The following is a 14,109-nucleotide window of genomic DNA, read 5'->3' as shown; positions in this document are numbered from 1 at the left end:
GGCGACGGGCGAGGGACGAGTAGATACGACGAGCAGGCGGCCGAAGCCGGGATCGGCAACACCGGGCCTACTGTCAGAAAGGAACCCGGATCAACTTCGTTGATCCTTGCTTGGGCTATTGCTCGGCCGCTCTGCCCCATCGGCTCGCGAGCTCAAGAACCGGACGTGGCCATCAGTGCAAGAGTGCTATTCGGCACGCGGGCGTCGATTTTCTTCTCGCAGAGATGCTCGGCGTCGATCACTCACTCGTTGCAGCAGGCCTCACCCTGTGTGGGCCCCGACGCTCGCGGTCTCGAGGTATGCACTCCTTGTAAGGACCGAGAGCCGGGTCTGTCTCGACCCGCTAGTCAGCCGTCTTGCTTCGCGATGATGCGCAGGCGCACGGCCCGCGATGAGAACGGTCCAACGAGATGCTCCCCCACGATCTCGGCAAGGCCGGCGTCGATGAGGCTCTGCGCGATTCCCTCGCCTTAGGACCAGTCCTTGACGAACACCTCGTCGTCGGCTTTGGGCAGGATCCCGTAGGCCGCGAGCGAGATGCTCAGGTATTCCTCCGGCTCACCGTCGCAGGTATCCAGTACGAGCAGGCCGGCGGATGGATCATGCAGCACCGTACCGACGAGTTCGACCAGTCCTCGAGCGAAGCGAATCGGAATCTTGGTACCAATTGTGGTCAGGGCCGGGTCGGAAACGGTCATGTTGGCCTCCTCGGTGCTCTTCAATGGGTCGTTCGCGAGCGCACAGGGTCGCGTGCTCGGAGTCCTGCGTCGCAGTCCGGGAAAGATGTTCAGGACCGCGTGCTCCTCCTGGAGCGGGAAGTCGGCGAATCGATCGTTGGCTGAGTCGCGGTGCGCTGGTGGGCTGACAGCCGCAATCAGCACGATCAGAAAGCGCCCGCCACGGGGCAAAAGACATTCCCCGCGGCCAGATGCGGTGAAGCATCACCAAGGAGCTGAACGCGGGTGAGCTCAGAGCTGAGCCAGATTTCGTTGTCGAGGCGCGGATCGTCCGCGTGGACGTTCGCCTCGTACTCGTGCAGCACCCGACGCGCTGCCGCCTCATTCTCGGCGATCACCACCATGCTGATGATTGGCGCGTCGCCGTCTACAGATTCACCGTGATAGATCCGCATGTCAGCGTCCCTGTCTGTCGAAGGATGTGGTGGCGGCTACAGACGGGCCACGGCGGAGAGGTCGACCCGTCGGCCGCGCGCTATCTCGGCGGCCGTGACGACAATGCGGTGGCCGCCGACCGGATAGCTGGGGTGGTCCGAGGCGACCACAGCGCAGGTCCAGGTGCCGGAGTTGCGCTTTCGGGGCAGCGCCTCGTCGTTCTGCTCGGGGTGCGAGTCCGGCCGGTACTCGATAGGGACGACGACGACACGATGCTGCTCCACTGCGGGCAGCCGTTGCCAGGGCAGCTCGACGAGTACATCCTGGGGCCACTCGGTGATCATCACCGGGAGGGTTGACAGTTGATGGTTGGTTGAGCCCGCAGGGCATCGGGCGAGTCTTGCGCGTTCCTGCTCCTCGGTCTCGAGGTAGCCAATGCGCTCAAGGAAAAGCATGGTGATCAGAGCTCCTGCTTCGCGACGTCGACGGCTGAGTGCACTGTTCAGGCCTGTGCGTACTCGACGGCGTAGACCTGAATGTCCGAGCACAGTGCGTTGAAGGTGGTCGGAAAGCGCGACCAGTCAGCATGCTCATCGATGCCGATGTGCACCCGATCGCGGTAAGTGACGACGTACGAGGCTGCCTGGCCGTCGACATAGGCGGCGCTCTCCCCCTCGAACACGACCTGGTGCCAGGTCTCGCCGTCGACGCTCACCGGCAGCACCAGGGCAGTCAGCCCGGCGTCAGTCCGGCTCGCGGTCACAGTCATGGTCGTTGCAGGCATGGCAATGCTCCTCTGCGTCGTATCTATGGGTGATTCAGGGCTGGCTGAACTGGTGGCCGGACCACGATTCCTGCTCGGCGATGAGCGGCGCCGGTCTCACCGAACGCACTGAGAGCAGCCAGGCCACTTCTTCGGTACGGTCCCCGGATCGACTCCGTCGATCAGACAAACTAGTCGCCAGACGATTCGATAGGCACTGTGCGACAACTCAAATGATGAATAGAATAGATTCGACATGCGAGTCGCGCGTTGATCAGAGGAGAGTCCGGTATGTCCACTGTCGTCAACCAGGATCGCCGGCAGCGCGCGGTCTTACGTCTGGATCCGGACGTCAAGCAGCGGGCCGAGTACTGGGCAGAGCGGCGCGGCTACCGGTCGGTCAACGAGTACATGGCCGAGGCGGTAGACGAGAAGATCCGGCGCGAGAATCTCGACTACGATCTGCCGACCCTCGAGATCGCGCGGCTGAACCAGCTCGTCGACGAGATGAAGGCTCTGTCGACCAATGCCGCCAACCTGGAGCGGGTCGTTACACAGGGGTTCGACTCCCTCATCGGGCTCACCCGGGGGGACAATTACCTTCTCGACGCTGAAGAAGGCGAGTTGTCAGCATGAGCGGCAGCAGCTTCCAGGACATGCTCGACGATGCGAAAGCCAGCTCGCCAACGGACGTCGACACCTCGTTCCTCGACGAGTTCCGTCGCACCGGCGTCGCACCGTCCGTTCAGGCCGGTGAGCCCACAGCTGAGAACCGGGACGGCGTTGCAGACGAGCCCAAGTTCGACGATGCCATCGATCCGGCTTCGGTGGCGCAAGGGCTACCGGCGGAGCCGGAGCGAGGCGGACCGGTGGTCGACGGAGAGACGGCCGGCCGGGCAGGGGCAGCGCGCATGGGCCGCGGCAATGGCCGCGGCGGCGCCGCCACAAGCGGTAGCCCGGCGGCAGGCGGCTCCACCACAGCGCAGGCGCAGGCTCCAGGGCCGGCGTCAACTGCTTCACCCTTCTCGGACGGCGCAGGTGAGGGACTGGATGTGGGCGCCGACGAGGGACCTGGAGCAGTCCAGGAACTCGACTCAGCCCTTGACGCCGAGGCTGCGCAGAGGCTTGACCACTTGGCCGAGGTCGAGCTGTCAGCACACCGCAAGACCGACCAGCAGGACGCGATCCAGGCAGCAACGGGGACGAAGCGAGGCAGTGCCAGCAGCACCCCAGCGACTCTTCCCGAGTCAGGCTTCCGGATCGAGGGACCACAGAGCCAACCGATGGTGCGGAACCTGCCCCGTCAGCTCGTGGAGGCAATGCGGGCACAGGTGCGCGCGGCCGCTGTACGCGAGCGGGGTGTCAGCGACGGCGCAGCCGAAGCATTCAGCCGGCGGCTCAGCCAGGGCGCCCTGGTGACGGCCTTCCTGCTGGCCCAGCTGGACGTGCGCATCGGCACGGACCCAGCGACCGGGACGGCCGCCGAGTTGTTTCGCTCACAGGACCCGCTGCTCGGCGCGGTGGCCGACCGGATGGAGCGGCTGGAGCAACTGGAGCGCAGCCGCGCCGCACAGCTGGAGAAGCTGCAACAGGTGGTCACGGATGTGCAGGAGACCGGCGCGGTGATCGAGCAGGCAGTCGCGTATTCCATCGCGGACCGCACGGTGAACTTCCTACGCGGTTCGCACGATATCCACGACGCGCCGATCACCCACGAGGACGCGATCTACATCCGCGACAGGGTCCGCGACGAGACGGAGAAGCGCAGAAGGCTCGAACGTGCTCGGGACGGACGACCCATCCGATGACTCCGAAGCTGGCCTTTCGAGCGCCGAGTCCCTCCGATGCGTGAGTCAGGCCTGGGGTCCCAACATGCCACCATCGCGTGAAGGTTGGTCTCCTACAGGCGGACTCGACCATGGACCGGAAGCACCGCCATCCGAGATGGTGGTCATTCGAATAATGATTAGATAGACGATTCGATTCCTGTCCGTATAGGCTGCTCGTTGTTCAAGAGTTGCCTGTCGAGACAGGGGTCGATATGACTGTGGGGATCCTGACCGAGAAGCCGTCGGCTGCGCGTCACTTCGCAGCGGCGTTGGGTGGCAGTAGCGGCAGCTACAAGGGCGAGCAGTACGTCATCGCCCACGCGCGCGGCCATCTCTACGAGTTCGTCGACCCGCACCGGATGGTTGCTGACCCGGCGCTGGTCACGAAGTACCAGAAGTGGGACCTGGCGAATCTTCCCTGGGATCCGGAGGACCTCAACTGGGAGCTGGAGCTCATCAAGGGCGCTGGCAGCGTGGCCCAGGACGTGAAGCAGACCCTGTCGGGTTGCGACGAGATTGTCATCGCGACCGATGTCGATCCCACAGGCGAGGGCGGCATGATCGCCGTGAATCTTCTCGTTGAGCTAGGTCTGCAGCCGAGGTCGTGGTCGCGCATGTACTTCACCGACGAAGCTCCGGCGTCCCTGCAGAAGGCCTTCACCTCACGCAAGACCATCCCGTCGCTGCAGAGTTTCGACGAGTACAGCAAGGCCGTCTACCGCTCGAAGTTCGACTTCCTCTCGATGCAGTGGACTCGTTGTGCAACCAACATGGCGCGTGCCTCCGGGCGGGACACGGTGCTGCGGCAGGGCCGGCTGAAGTCGGCGATGGTGAAGCTCGTCGGTGACCAGCTGAAGGCGTACAACGGCTACGTGAAGCAGCCCTTCTTCCAGAATCGCTTCCGCGATGAGAACAACGTCATGTACACAAATCCGACGGAGCCGCGGTTCGGCCAGAAGAACCAGGTGCCGCAGCCGTACTCGGCTTCACCGGTCGTGGCCGACAGCACGGCGACGAAGAGAACCGCCCCGCCGCAGCTGCTCGACCTTGCAGCCTTGTCGTCGATGCTGGTGGGCAAGGGCGTGAAGGCCAAGTTTGTACTAGCGACCTACCAGAAGATGTACGAGGCGCAGGTCGTCAGCTACCCGCGCACCGAGGACAAGACGATCACCCCGGAGCAGTTCAACGAGCTTCAGCCGCTGATCGACAGCATCGCGGCAGTCGTTGGAGTCGACAGGGCGCTCCTGACACATCGCGGGCCCCGCAGGACCCACGTCAAATCGCAGGGCGCACACGGCGCGAACCGGCCTGGCCCGAAGGTTCCGGCTTCACTGGACGACGTCGCGCAGCGGTTCGGCCAGACCGGCCGGCTCATCTACGAAACCCTCGCGAAGAACTACCTGGCCATGCTCGCCGAGGACTACGTCTACGAGCAGCAGAAGGGCCACGTGCAGCGATACCCGGAGTTCGTCGGGATCGCGAACGTGCCGAAGAGCGCAGGCTGGAAGGCCGTGTTCGACCCCGATGCCGGCGACGGACTCGCGGACGGGAACAAGAGCCCTGCAGATGACTTAGGTGCGGCCGAGAACAGCAGGGGGCTCGGTCAGCACGCCGAACCGTTCGTCTTCGAGGGCGCGAACAAGCGCCCTGAGCACCCGAGCATGAAGTGGCTCATGAAGCAGCTCGAGAAGCGTGACGTCGGCACCGGTGCGACGCGGACCTCGACCTACAGCGAGGTGACCTCGACAAACACGAAGCACCCGCTACTCGTGGAACGCGGCCGCAAGCTCACGCTCGCCAAGGCGGGCGAAATGAGCTGGCTGCTACTGCCCGGAACGCGGATCGGCGACCTGGAACTCACCGAGAAGGTCTATGCCGACATGCGTGACATCGCCGCAGGGACAGCGACCGCAGAGGAGCGCCTCGCCGTCGTCGCTGGCTGGGTCCGTGAAGACATCGCGCAAATGGAGAAGAACGCCGCGGCGATGCGCTCCACTCTCGGCCTCAAGGAGACCGATCTCGCACGGAAGGAACGTGCCGACGGCACCTGGGCGAAGACTGGCCGCACTGTGGGCTTCGCACGCTCATGGGGTGGTCACCGCTTCAGCGACCTGGAAGTGGAGCGGCTGCTGGCCGGCGAGACTGTCGAGTTCCGGGCCACGAGCCAAGAAGGTAACACCTACGACGTGTTCGGTCAGCTGGCCGAGCAGACCTTCAGAGGCAAGAAGTTCGTCGGCTTCAAGAAGCTCGGACTCGGCCGCCGCGACGCCAGCGGCGTTATCCAGCCGCCCACGCAATGGTGCTCGCACGCCTTCACCCCCGAGGAGATCCAGACGCTCGCGGCCGGCGGCTCGGTGGAGGCCAGCGACTTCGTCAGCAAGCAGGGCAACCCGTTTCAGTGCAAGGTCTGGTTCAAGGAAGTGAGGGCCGGCGAGGGCAAGAAGCTCGTGCCGGACTTTGACGCCTCGCTGGACTCCCCGCCGGTGAGCTGGTGCAAGCACACGTTCACCGACGCAGAGCGTGCCGCGCTCGCACGCGGCACGAGCATCCACGTGAAGGGCCTGACGTCGGCACGGGGCAGGAAGTTCGACGCAGACCTGACCTGGAAGGACCAAGGCGGCAAGAAGAAGATCGTGCCGGCGTTCGCATGAGCCACGCGGCAGACACGGAAAGGGTCTCCTGATGACGACCACTCAGCCTTCGAGCACAGTGATGTGCTCGGACCTAGCATCGAGCCCAGAACTGGGCGGGCGTATCGGCCTGATCGGCGACGCCCACGGCGACGCCGGGTTCCTGCGGGGCGCCACTGCACTCCTGGCGCAACGCGGCTGCACTTCACTGGTACAGCTCGGCGACTTCGGGATGATCTGGCGCGGCACCCGCGCCGAGTCACGCGCACTGGATCAGCTGAACAGCGCGCTCGCCACAGCCGGCCTCCGGCTCTATGTCGTGCTCGGCAGCCTCGAGAATTACGACCTGATCGACGCACTCCCCCGCGACGCCAACGGCATCGTGCGGATCTTCTCGCATATCGGGCTACTGCCCCGCTCCGGCGTCGTGCTCGCGGGCAACAACGGTCCCTTCGATCCTGTGCACGCCATCGGCTGGCTCGCGGGAGCCGCGAGCAGCGACCGCGGCACACGCACGCCCGGCAGGAACTGGTGGCCCGCAGAGCTCACGACCGATACGCAGGCTGCCAGTCTGCTGTCCTCGCCAGCCAGACCCAACGTCGTACTTGCTCACGAGGCGCTGGCCACACCGGGCCTGCTCGCCCGACTGGGAGATGCTTCAGACTCGGATCCGCGCGACCTCGCCTATGCGCGGACAGCGCAGCGCGAGCACACCGATCGCGTGCTCTCGGTGCTCGATCCGGGCAGAGAGACGCTGCTCGTCAGCGGGCACTACCACTTCCGTCACTCCGAACGCGCGATCCTCCGGCGGGCCACGGCCAACGGGGGAATCCAAGCAGTCCCGGTCCGCCAGGAGATTCTGGACCGTGAGCGGACGCTGGGATGCCTCGCGGTGATCGATCTGAGTGGTCCTGCTCCGCTCTTTGAGGCTCCCTGACAGACGCACCGCTGGTCTCCTCACGCCACCGGTTCGAGGACACGGCCGACCACCGCTTCCCAGTCCGATGATCTGCGCCTCCGATCGATAGCTTTATGCGATAGAGTCTGAATGATCATTGATTCACCTATCAAGCTCTATCTGCTTCTGGCTACGGGATGGAACCGAAGTAAGGACAGCAACCATGGCCCGCCACTCCTACAAGATCCCAGCGCCGCTGAACAGGTCGTTCCTCGATCACGAGATCTCGTTCAGCGTGGGCGGCTGGCAGGTTCCGGCATCGCCCATGAAGCAGATCCTCTTTCTGGGCGCCGGGATCCTCGTCACGCTGTGGGCGGCAACGGCCACGTTCATCAAGTCGGCCAACCCGGCACTCATCGTGCTGTTCGTCGTCTGGTCGCTCATCGCGGTGTTCTATCTCGGCGGGCTGACCAAGACCAGGGAACTGCGGTTCATGACAGTGCCGGCGTTGCTCTCCTATCTGCCGCGGAGTGCCCGCCTGGTCCTCACCCGGCGCAGTGCGGATCCAAGCGCCTTCTACTCCATCGTCGGTGTCGACGGCGTGGCCGAAGATGGCTCGATCAGTTTCTCCGATGGCAGCGTCGGGCGGGCCTATCTCGTGGTCGGCTCCGCGAGCTACCTGCTGTTCGACGAGGACCAGACCTCGATCCTGAACCGGGTCGACTCCTTCTGGAGGAAGGTGCCGACAAGCTGCGAGCACGTCTTCATCACCACGAAGGAACCACAGCGGATCTACCACCAGGTCGCAAACCTGGAGCGCCGCAACCAGGCGCTTGAAGTGCGCGACCCCGACCTTCTGGAGCTGCAGGACGAGCAGTACGACATCCTCACCGGTCACGTCGGTGGCCGGTTCACCTCGATCCACCAGTACGTCGTACTCAAGGGCAAGAGCGCCGACGCGCTGCGCCAGGCGCACCTCGTGCTGCAGGCCGAGGTTGAGGGTTCCTCACTCATGATCAAGGAGGTCACGATGCTCGACCGAGACGAGTCTTACCAGATGCTCCGGGTCCTCTACCAGGGCAGCACAGAAAGCCTCTTGGGCTAGCGCCACCATTCCAAGACAGCCAGCAGAGGACATCCCGACGATGGCACTGACGACAAAGTTTCGAGCATCACTCAGCACCCGGACGCGGCAAGATGACCTGCCCAACCCTGGTGGACAGCGGACGCTGGAAACGGCCGCTGCAGCCGTGACGACCGGGAAGGATCGAGCCGTCGACACCCCTGGCCGGGCGGAGCCGGACAAGAGGCTCGCTTGGTGGCGCCGCCGCCAGGAGGCGAAGCGTCTCGAGGGCGAGTTCGAGTCGTACCCGCACCTGATTGCGCTGAAGCCGAAGGAGAAGTATCTCTTCCGATCTGACTACTTCCAGGTCGACGGATCGGTTGGCTGTGTGCTTGCGTTCTTCCACGACATGGCCGCCCACGACGGCTTCGCCCCGTTTTGGGGGATTGGGCGCATTCCCGATGGCCTCGACGAACGCGTCACTGCGGTCGTCCTCGAGCAGGTCGCGCGGATGACCGACAAGTGGATCGACCAGTACACGAAGCAGTCCGAGAAGCTCGACAACCTCGAGGCCGGCGAGCAGGCCGACGGCGGCACAACTTCCTCGAAGTTGAAGGCGAAGAAGGTCGCGGGTGATCTCGAGGTAACGATCAGCGAGATCCAGGAGGGTGCGTCGTACCTGTCGGTGCACAATCGGCTCCTGCTCAAGGCCCCAGACCTGGCGGCGCTGGAAGACAGTATCGAAAGGATCTCGCGCCTCTACATCGACCGTTTCGGCACTGTCAAGGCTGCGGCGTACGCCGGCGAGCAGCGCCAGGAGCTGTCTGGACTGCTGAAGAAGAACGACAAGAAGCGTGGCCGCGGCTTCCACTTCACCTCGACGGAGTTCGCCGGCTCGTACTCACTTGTCACGAACGGCCTCAACGACCGCAGTGGTGAGTACGTCGGCTACATGGTCGGCGACGTGAACAACTCGGCGGTGCTCTTCGACAGCAACGGCTACGACCACCACGTGGTCCTCGCGGACGGTGCGATCTCGGACTACCTCGACCGCACGCAGATCTCCGACATGTGGTGCTCGAAGCTCTCGCAGTCATGCTTGCTGAACAACGGCCACGTCGTGCACCTGGTGCTCGACGGCGCCGACCTGGACAAGTTGGGTCCCCGCTTCGACGGCCTGACCTCGCGGGTCGACCTGAACACCGGTGACGTGAACATGTTCGAGATGTTCGGCGAGGAAGCCGACGAGCTGTCGGTCTTCGCGGCGCAGATGCAGAAGCTCACGCTGATGTTCGAGCAGCTCTACGAGTCCGCCGATGGAGGGGTCGGGTCCATCATCCGCAACGAGCTGGAGAAGACGGCGACGCAGTTCTACATCGACCAGCGCATGTGGGTACGCAATGCAAAGGCGCACCGGCACCGCCTGCGCGTCGTGAGCATTCCGCACGAGCAGGTCCCGCGCCTGCAGATGTTCGTGGCCTACCTCGACACCGAGCACAAAGCACTCCTCAACTCCTCCAGGAACGACCCCGACCAGCTGCGCGCCTACAACGTGCTCAGAAGCGTTGCGAAGAACCTGCTCGACAACAACGGTGACCTGTTCAACAACCACACGGCTGCTGCCGTCGACGGCATCCGCGACGCCAAGCGCGTGGTCTACGACTTCTCACACCTGATGCGCCGCGGCCGCGGTGTCGCCATGGCGCAGCTGGTCAACATCGTCGGCTTCGCGATCGGCAAGCTCGAACGCGGCGACACGGTGATTATTCACGGCGCCGAGAATATCGACGACCGGGTCAAAGCCTATGTCGAGTTGCAGTTCGAACAGCTCTACCAGCGCGGCGGCCGCGTGGTGTTCAGCTACAACGACGTCGACAAGATGCTCGCCGACGTGAAGTTCAATCGGTTCGACGCCGCGGACTACACAATCTTCGGGGCAATGCGGGACAAGACCGTGGCGGACTACCAGCAGCTGCTGCACCAGCGGATCCCGCCGGATCTTGCCCAGCTCATCACCCGCAAAGGCGAGAACCTGAGCTACCTGCGCCGTGGGGTGTCCAACGTCGTGTTCCACCTGGACCTGGCCTTGGGAATCAATCCGAACCGGGAGAAGCAGCGCCGCGAGCTGCAGCGCGCCGCACGGCGGGCCGAGGAGGCGTCGAAGTTCGACGCCGTGATGACCATCAAGCCGGTCCCCGGCGCGAACGTCACCTCGGTGAGCGGTGCCGGCAACGAGACGCAGGACCGTACAGAGCGGAACCCGGATGCAGCCAATCCGGGATGGCGGCGAAAGAAGACCCTCGGTGCCGGGACGCAAACGGAACTTCAATCCGGCCCGCGGAGAAAGACGCGGCAAACGACGATGAGGAAACGACGAGACAGGAATACGCGATGACTCAGACAGCCATGGTGGCTGAGGCGATCACACGGACCCGTGTGCGCGCCCTCTCCGCCGCCGGCGCGCAACCGGCCGGGACGCGGACTATCGCGGGCATTCTGCTCTCGGCACTACTCCTGGTCCTGTTGCTGGTTGCCATAGCGCCGGTGGCGCACGCCGACGACCCGAGCGACAAGGATCAGAAGGACTACAGCCTCTACCACCTGGCCTCGAACGCGAGCGTGTACTTCAGCGAGAAGAGCGCGCCCGAGAACGGCGGGAAAGGAGTCGGCGACTCGTGGCAACCTGTGGTGTCCAACCCTGCACAGGCCGGCTCCATGCTCGGCTACGCCGACGACGAGGGCTTCGTCAAATGGCTGTTCTCGACGATCTCGGGCTCGTCGCAGACGATCAAGTACGACGCATTCGACAGTGCCAATGCTTCTGGCATGAAGGACTACTCACACTTCGGCGCAGCGCTGCGCGACCTCGGCTTCGACGACATGGTCTCGTCCGCGGGCTTCGATCCGATGATCCACGCGGTCGGCGGCTCGCTGATCTGGCTGGTCTACGCGCTCGCTATGGGCGTCTCGCTGCTGTTCTGGATCTTCATCCAGATCCTGAAGCTGCTGAACCCCTTCCTCTGGTTCCACAACGGCATCGCCGCGGTCTCGCCGACCTACAAGGTGTGGGCGGACGGCATGGTCACCACGTCATCAGGCGTCAACACGACGCCCGACGCGCTCTCGGGCCTGGCTGGTTTCGTCTCACAGTGGTACAGCACGCTCGTGTCGTTGTCCTGGGGCGTGCTGGTGCCGCTGTTCATCGGCTTCCTGCTGATCGGGCTGGCGTTCTTCAAGAAGATGGACCGAGGCGCCGCTATCAAGAAGCTCGTTGTGCGTTTGGTCTTCATCGGCGTCGGTCTGCCGATCATCGGCGGGATGTACACCTCGATACTCAACCAGTTCGACGATTCGCTGCTCTCGCAGAGCGTAGGACCAACCAAGGTCGTCCTCTCGACCTACGTCGACTTCAGTGCATGGATGAACACCAACCGGCTGCACATCCCCGCCAACGCATCCATCACCTGGGACGCAGAAACCGGGCATGCCCAGCCTGTCTCGGTCTTCTCGGCCAGGAACTCCGCACTTGCGATCAACGCGCAGACCGGGAGCTATCCCGGAATCAACGCCGGCGGGAAGATCACCGATGCCGGCAGCGCCTGGGCGAACAACAACCCGAGCCTGAAAGACAGCGAAACCGACAAGAACGCCGCGTTCGCGACCCTCGGCATGCTCGGCCGCTACATCCAGGGCCAGAAAGTGAATGCCTCAGACTTCGAGTCGAACATCCAGGGCGCAGTCACCGCTATCCCCCGCGACGACGTCAACTGGGACCTGAAGAAGAACTGGTTTCTCGGCAAGAGCTACAAGGATTCCAAGGACTTCGGCGACGGCAACAACCCCGTGTCACCGAACGAGCACCCACTCGTCGCAACAAGCGGAACCGGCCTGACAGCGAACACCAAGGGCGCGACCACCGAGTTCACCTCGACCAGCGGCAACCCGAACTGCGGCTTCACCGTGGTCGAACCGAACACCAATGGGAAGCCCGCGGACTGCAACCTGTCTCCGCTGGCGGCCTACAACTACCTCAACACCGAGTTCAACACGGACTCGATGACCATCTTCTCCTCGAACAAAGTGACCTCGGGCTTCACCCGCTCCTTCCACTCCTCCGTGGCGCAGATCGGCAGCGGGCCAGCGTCGTTCATGTACTGGGCCAACGCCTTCACACTGCTGAGCTCGATCACACTGATCGGCTTGTTCTACGGCCTCGGGATGCTGACGGGCGCGCTGCGGCGCACCTTCGGGACCGTGTCAGCGATCCCCTTCGCGACGATGGGCGCGATGGCTGGCATCGCCAAGGTGATCATCTACTCGGTCGCCATGATGCTCGAGGTGCTGGTCACCTTGTTCCTCTACCAGTTCGTCTCGGAGTTCCTGGTTTCACTGCCGCAGATCATCGAGGGACCGATCGCGAAGCTGGTAAGCAGCAACCCCACCGGTACCGACCGAGGCATCACGAACATCTTCAGCAACCCGGTGCTCGGATCGATCGCCGTCGTCGTGATGACTGTCGTGTCGATCGTCCTCATCATCAGCGTCACCTTCACACTGCTACGAGTGCGAAAGTCAGCGCTGAAAGCCCTCGACGAGGCCGTGACCAAGCTGGTCGACAAGTTCCTCGACACGACCACCCCGCCCAAACAAACCAATAGCGGACTGCTCCCGGCGCTCGCCGGCGGTCTCGGCGCGGGCGCCGGGATGGCCACCGGCCAGGGCATCATGGGCAAGCTCGGCGGAAAGCCGCCGAAGCCACCACTGAACAAGCCCAACATCACAGGCCAGCCCAGCTCCACGTCGACCAACGCAGGCGGGACGAACGGCACCCCGACGCTGACGAGAGGCAACCTGGGCGAGCTCACCGGTCGCACACCCGGCGAACTCGGCAGCGGTCAGTCCGGACCGCCTCCTCTCTCAGGCGACGGCGGTCCGTCGGGCGGATCCGGCGGCCCCCGAGGTTCCGGCGGCCCAGGCGGACCCCGTGACGCGGGCTCTGGTCGCGAGCTACCCGGCGGGCCCGGCGCGGGAAGCACGGGAAGCACGGGAAGCGCGGGAAGCACGGATAAGTCTGCTGGGAGCAACAGCACCGACGGCGAGGGCACCAGCAAGAAGGGCACCAGCAAGACAGGCCACAGCAGTGCTCCCGTGGCTGACACAGGGTCACCGATCGCGAACAGCGACAGCAAGAACCGAACGCAGCCCAGCCGCCCACAGGACGACCGGGCACTCGCCGAGAGCGTCAGCAATCAGGGTGGACTGACCGATCTGGGCGTCGGTGGACAGGACCGCAAACTCCGCAGGACCCCCGGCCAGACCAGGCCGCCGGCAGATCAGAACATCGGCGGTTCCAACGGCCAGGGCAGTCGCGGCGCCATCAGCGCCAGCTCGAGCGCCAACGATCAAGGCCGCTCGCACCCCGCCCGTGTGCCGGCGAGCGCATCGCAGGGTGGACGCAACCAGAGCCGCAGCGGCACGACGAGCACGCCCGGTAACACCGGCGCACCGAGTACACCGGCTCTCACGCGCCCGCAACGCACCGAGCGCTCAGCCAGCCCTCCGACTAGAGCCGTTCAACCCGTGCAGCAGGCCAGCCGGCCGCCTGCCGCACCCCGTGTCTGGGAAGTGCCACCCGCCCCGGAGCCACCGCAACAGAGGAAGCCGGCGCGGCCCATGCCACCAGCCCCTGAGCCACAGAATCACCGACGTGCCGACCAAGGGCCGCAGAAGAAATAGTCCGCGGCCGCAATCGAGAACCCCGTGGAGCCAGGGCAGGCTCCACGGGGTTCTTCAGTTCGTGCAGTTTCCTCGGGT

Annotated in this window: 11 protein-coding genes; 7 read left to right on the top strand and 4 right to left on the bottom strand. The window is 64.4% G+C overall.

The window, feature by feature from the left end:
- Positions 1 to 470 precede the first annotated feature (470 nt).
- The 4 genes from ACLQ2O_RS15425 to ACLQ2O_RS15410 form a co-directional block, all read right to left on the bottom strand.
- Positions 471 to 698 carry a hypothetical protein gene (locus ACLQ2O_RS15425; protein WP_425831694.1) on the bottom strand — a complete coding sequence of 76 codons (228 nt, stop codon included), beginning with the start codon at positions 696 to 698 and terminating at the stop codon, positions 471 to 473.
- 185 nt (positions 699 to 883) lie between these two features.
- On the bottom strand, positions 884 to 1,132 hold the full coding sequence (locus tag ACLQ2O_RS15420; protein WP_425831692.1) for a hypothetical protein: 249 nt from the start codon (positions 1,130 to 1,132) through the stop codon (positions 884 to 886).
- A gap of 36 nt (positions 1,133 to 1,168) precedes the next feature.
- Positions 1,169 to 1,456 (bottom strand): hypothetical protein, encoded by a 288-nt coding sequence (locus ACLQ2O_RS15415; RefSeq protein ID WP_425831691.1) that lies wholly within the window; start codon positions 1,454 to 1,456, stop codon positions 1,169 to 1,171.
- Between the two features lie 158 nt (positions 1,457 to 1,614).
- Positions 1,615 to 1,896, bottom strand: a complete 282-nt coding sequence (locus tag ACLQ2O_RS15410; RefSeq protein WP_425831689.1) for a hypothetical protein — start codon at positions 1,894 to 1,896, stop codon at positions 1,615 to 1,617.
- 270 nt (positions 1,897 to 2,166) lie between these two features.
- Here ACLQ2O_RS15410 and ACLQ2O_RS15405 point away from each other — a divergent pair, with 270 nt between their 5' ends.
- The 7 genes from ACLQ2O_RS15405 to ACLQ2O_RS15375 all read left to right on the top strand — a co-directional run bounded on the left by ACLQ2O_RS15405 (position 2,167) and on the right by ACLQ2O_RS15375 (position 14,031).
- Complete coding sequence (locus ACLQ2O_RS15405; RefSeq protein ID WP_425831687.1) at positions 2,167 to 2,511, top strand: hypothetical protein; 345 nt, start codon at positions 2,167 to 2,169, stop codon at positions 2,509 to 2,511.
- Positions 2,508 to 3,683 carry a hypothetical protein gene (locus tag ACLQ2O_RS15400; RefSeq protein WP_425831685.1) on the top strand — a complete coding sequence of 392 codons (1,176 nt, stop codon included), beginning with the start codon at positions 2,508 to 2,510 and terminating at the stop codon, positions 3,681 to 3,683. Before ACLQ2O_RS15405 ends, ACLQ2O_RS15400 begins: the two co-directional genes overlap by 4 nt.
- A 233-nt stretch (positions 3,684 to 3,916) precedes the next feature.
- Positions 3,917 to 6,355, top strand: coding sequence for a DNA topoisomerase (locus tag ACLQ2O_RS15395; RefSeq protein WP_425831683.1), 2,439 nt, complete (start codon positions 3,917 to 3,919; stop codon positions 6,353 to 6,355).
- 31 nt (positions 6,356 to 6,386) lie between these two features.
- Positions 6,387 to 7,271, top strand: a complete 885-nt coding sequence (locus ACLQ2O_RS15390) for a hypothetical protein (RefSeq protein ID WP_425831682.1) — start codon at positions 6,387 to 6,389, stop codon at positions 7,269 to 7,271.
- 184 nt (positions 7,272 to 7,455) lie between these two features.
- Complete coding sequence (locus tag ACLQ2O_RS15385) at positions 7,456 to 8,337, top strand: hypothetical protein (protein ID WP_425831680.1); 882 nt, start codon at positions 7,456 to 7,458, stop codon at positions 8,335 to 8,337.
- Positions 8,338 to 8,482: 145 nt separating this feature from the next.
- Entirely contained in the window at positions 8,483 to 10,690 is a 2,208-nt protein-coding gene (locus ACLQ2O_RS15380; protein WP_425831679.1) for a hypothetical protein, read from the top strand.
- Positions 10,687 to 14,031 (top strand): hypothetical protein, encoded by a 3,345-nt coding sequence (locus ACLQ2O_RS15375; RefSeq protein ID WP_425831677.1) that lies wholly within the window; start codon positions 10,687 to 10,689, stop codon positions 14,029 to 14,031. Before ACLQ2O_RS15380 ends, ACLQ2O_RS15375 begins: the two co-directional genes overlap by 4 nt.
- The last annotated feature ends 78 nt before the right edge of the window (positions 14,032 to 14,109 follow it).

The organism is Kribbella sp. DT2 (genome assembly GCF_049844575.1).
Lineage (GTDB): Bacteria > Actinomycetota > Actinomycetes > Propionibacteriales > Kribbellaceae > Kribbella.
Note: the sequence above shows the minus strand (reverse complement) of the source record. Positions and strands in the feature narration are given on the sequence as shown.

Excerpts from the sequence above, each read along its gene's own strand:
- ACLQ2O_RS15405 (WP_425831687.1), top strand. The coding sequence starts at position 2,167 with ATGTCCACTGTCGTCAACCAGGATCGCCGGCAGCGCGCGGTCTTACGT.
- ACLQ2O_RS15410 (WP_425831689.1), bottom strand. The coding sequence starts at position 1,896 with ATGCCTGCAACGACCATGACTGTGACCGCGAGCCGGACTGACGCCGGG.
- ACLQ2O_RS15400 (WP_425831685.1), top strand. The coding sequence starts at position 2,508 with ATGAGCGGCAGCAGCTTCCAGGACATGCTCGACGATGCGAAAGCCAGC.
- ACLQ2O_RS15375 (WP_425831677.1), top strand. The coding sequence starts at position 10,687 with ATGACTCAGACAGCCATGGTGGCTGAGGCGATCACACGGACCCGTGTG.
- ACLQ2O_RS15385 (WP_425831680.1), top strand. The coding sequence starts at position 7,456 with ATGGCCCGCCACTCCTACAAGATCCCAGCGCCGCTGAACAGGTCGTTC.
- ACLQ2O_RS15415 (WP_425831691.1), bottom strand. The coding sequence starts at position 1,456 with ATGATCACCGAGTGGCCCCAGGATGTACTCGTCGAGCTGCCCTGGCAA.
- ACLQ2O_RS15420 (WP_425831692.1), bottom strand. The coding sequence starts at position 1,132 with ATGCGGATCTATCACGGTGAATCTGTAGACGGCGACGCGCCAATCATC.
- ACLQ2O_RS15425 (WP_425831694.1), bottom strand. The coding sequence starts at position 698 with ATGACCGTTTCCGACCCGGCCCTGACCACAATTGGTACCAAGATTCCG.
- ACLQ2O_RS15395 (WP_425831683.1), top strand. The coding sequence starts at position 3,917 with ATGACTGTGGGGATCCTGACCGAGAAGCCGTCGGCTGCGCGTCACTTC.
- ACLQ2O_RS15390 (WP_425831682.1), top strand. The coding sequence starts at position 6,387 with ATGACGACCACTCAGCCTTCGAGCACAGTGATGTGCTCGGACCTAGCA.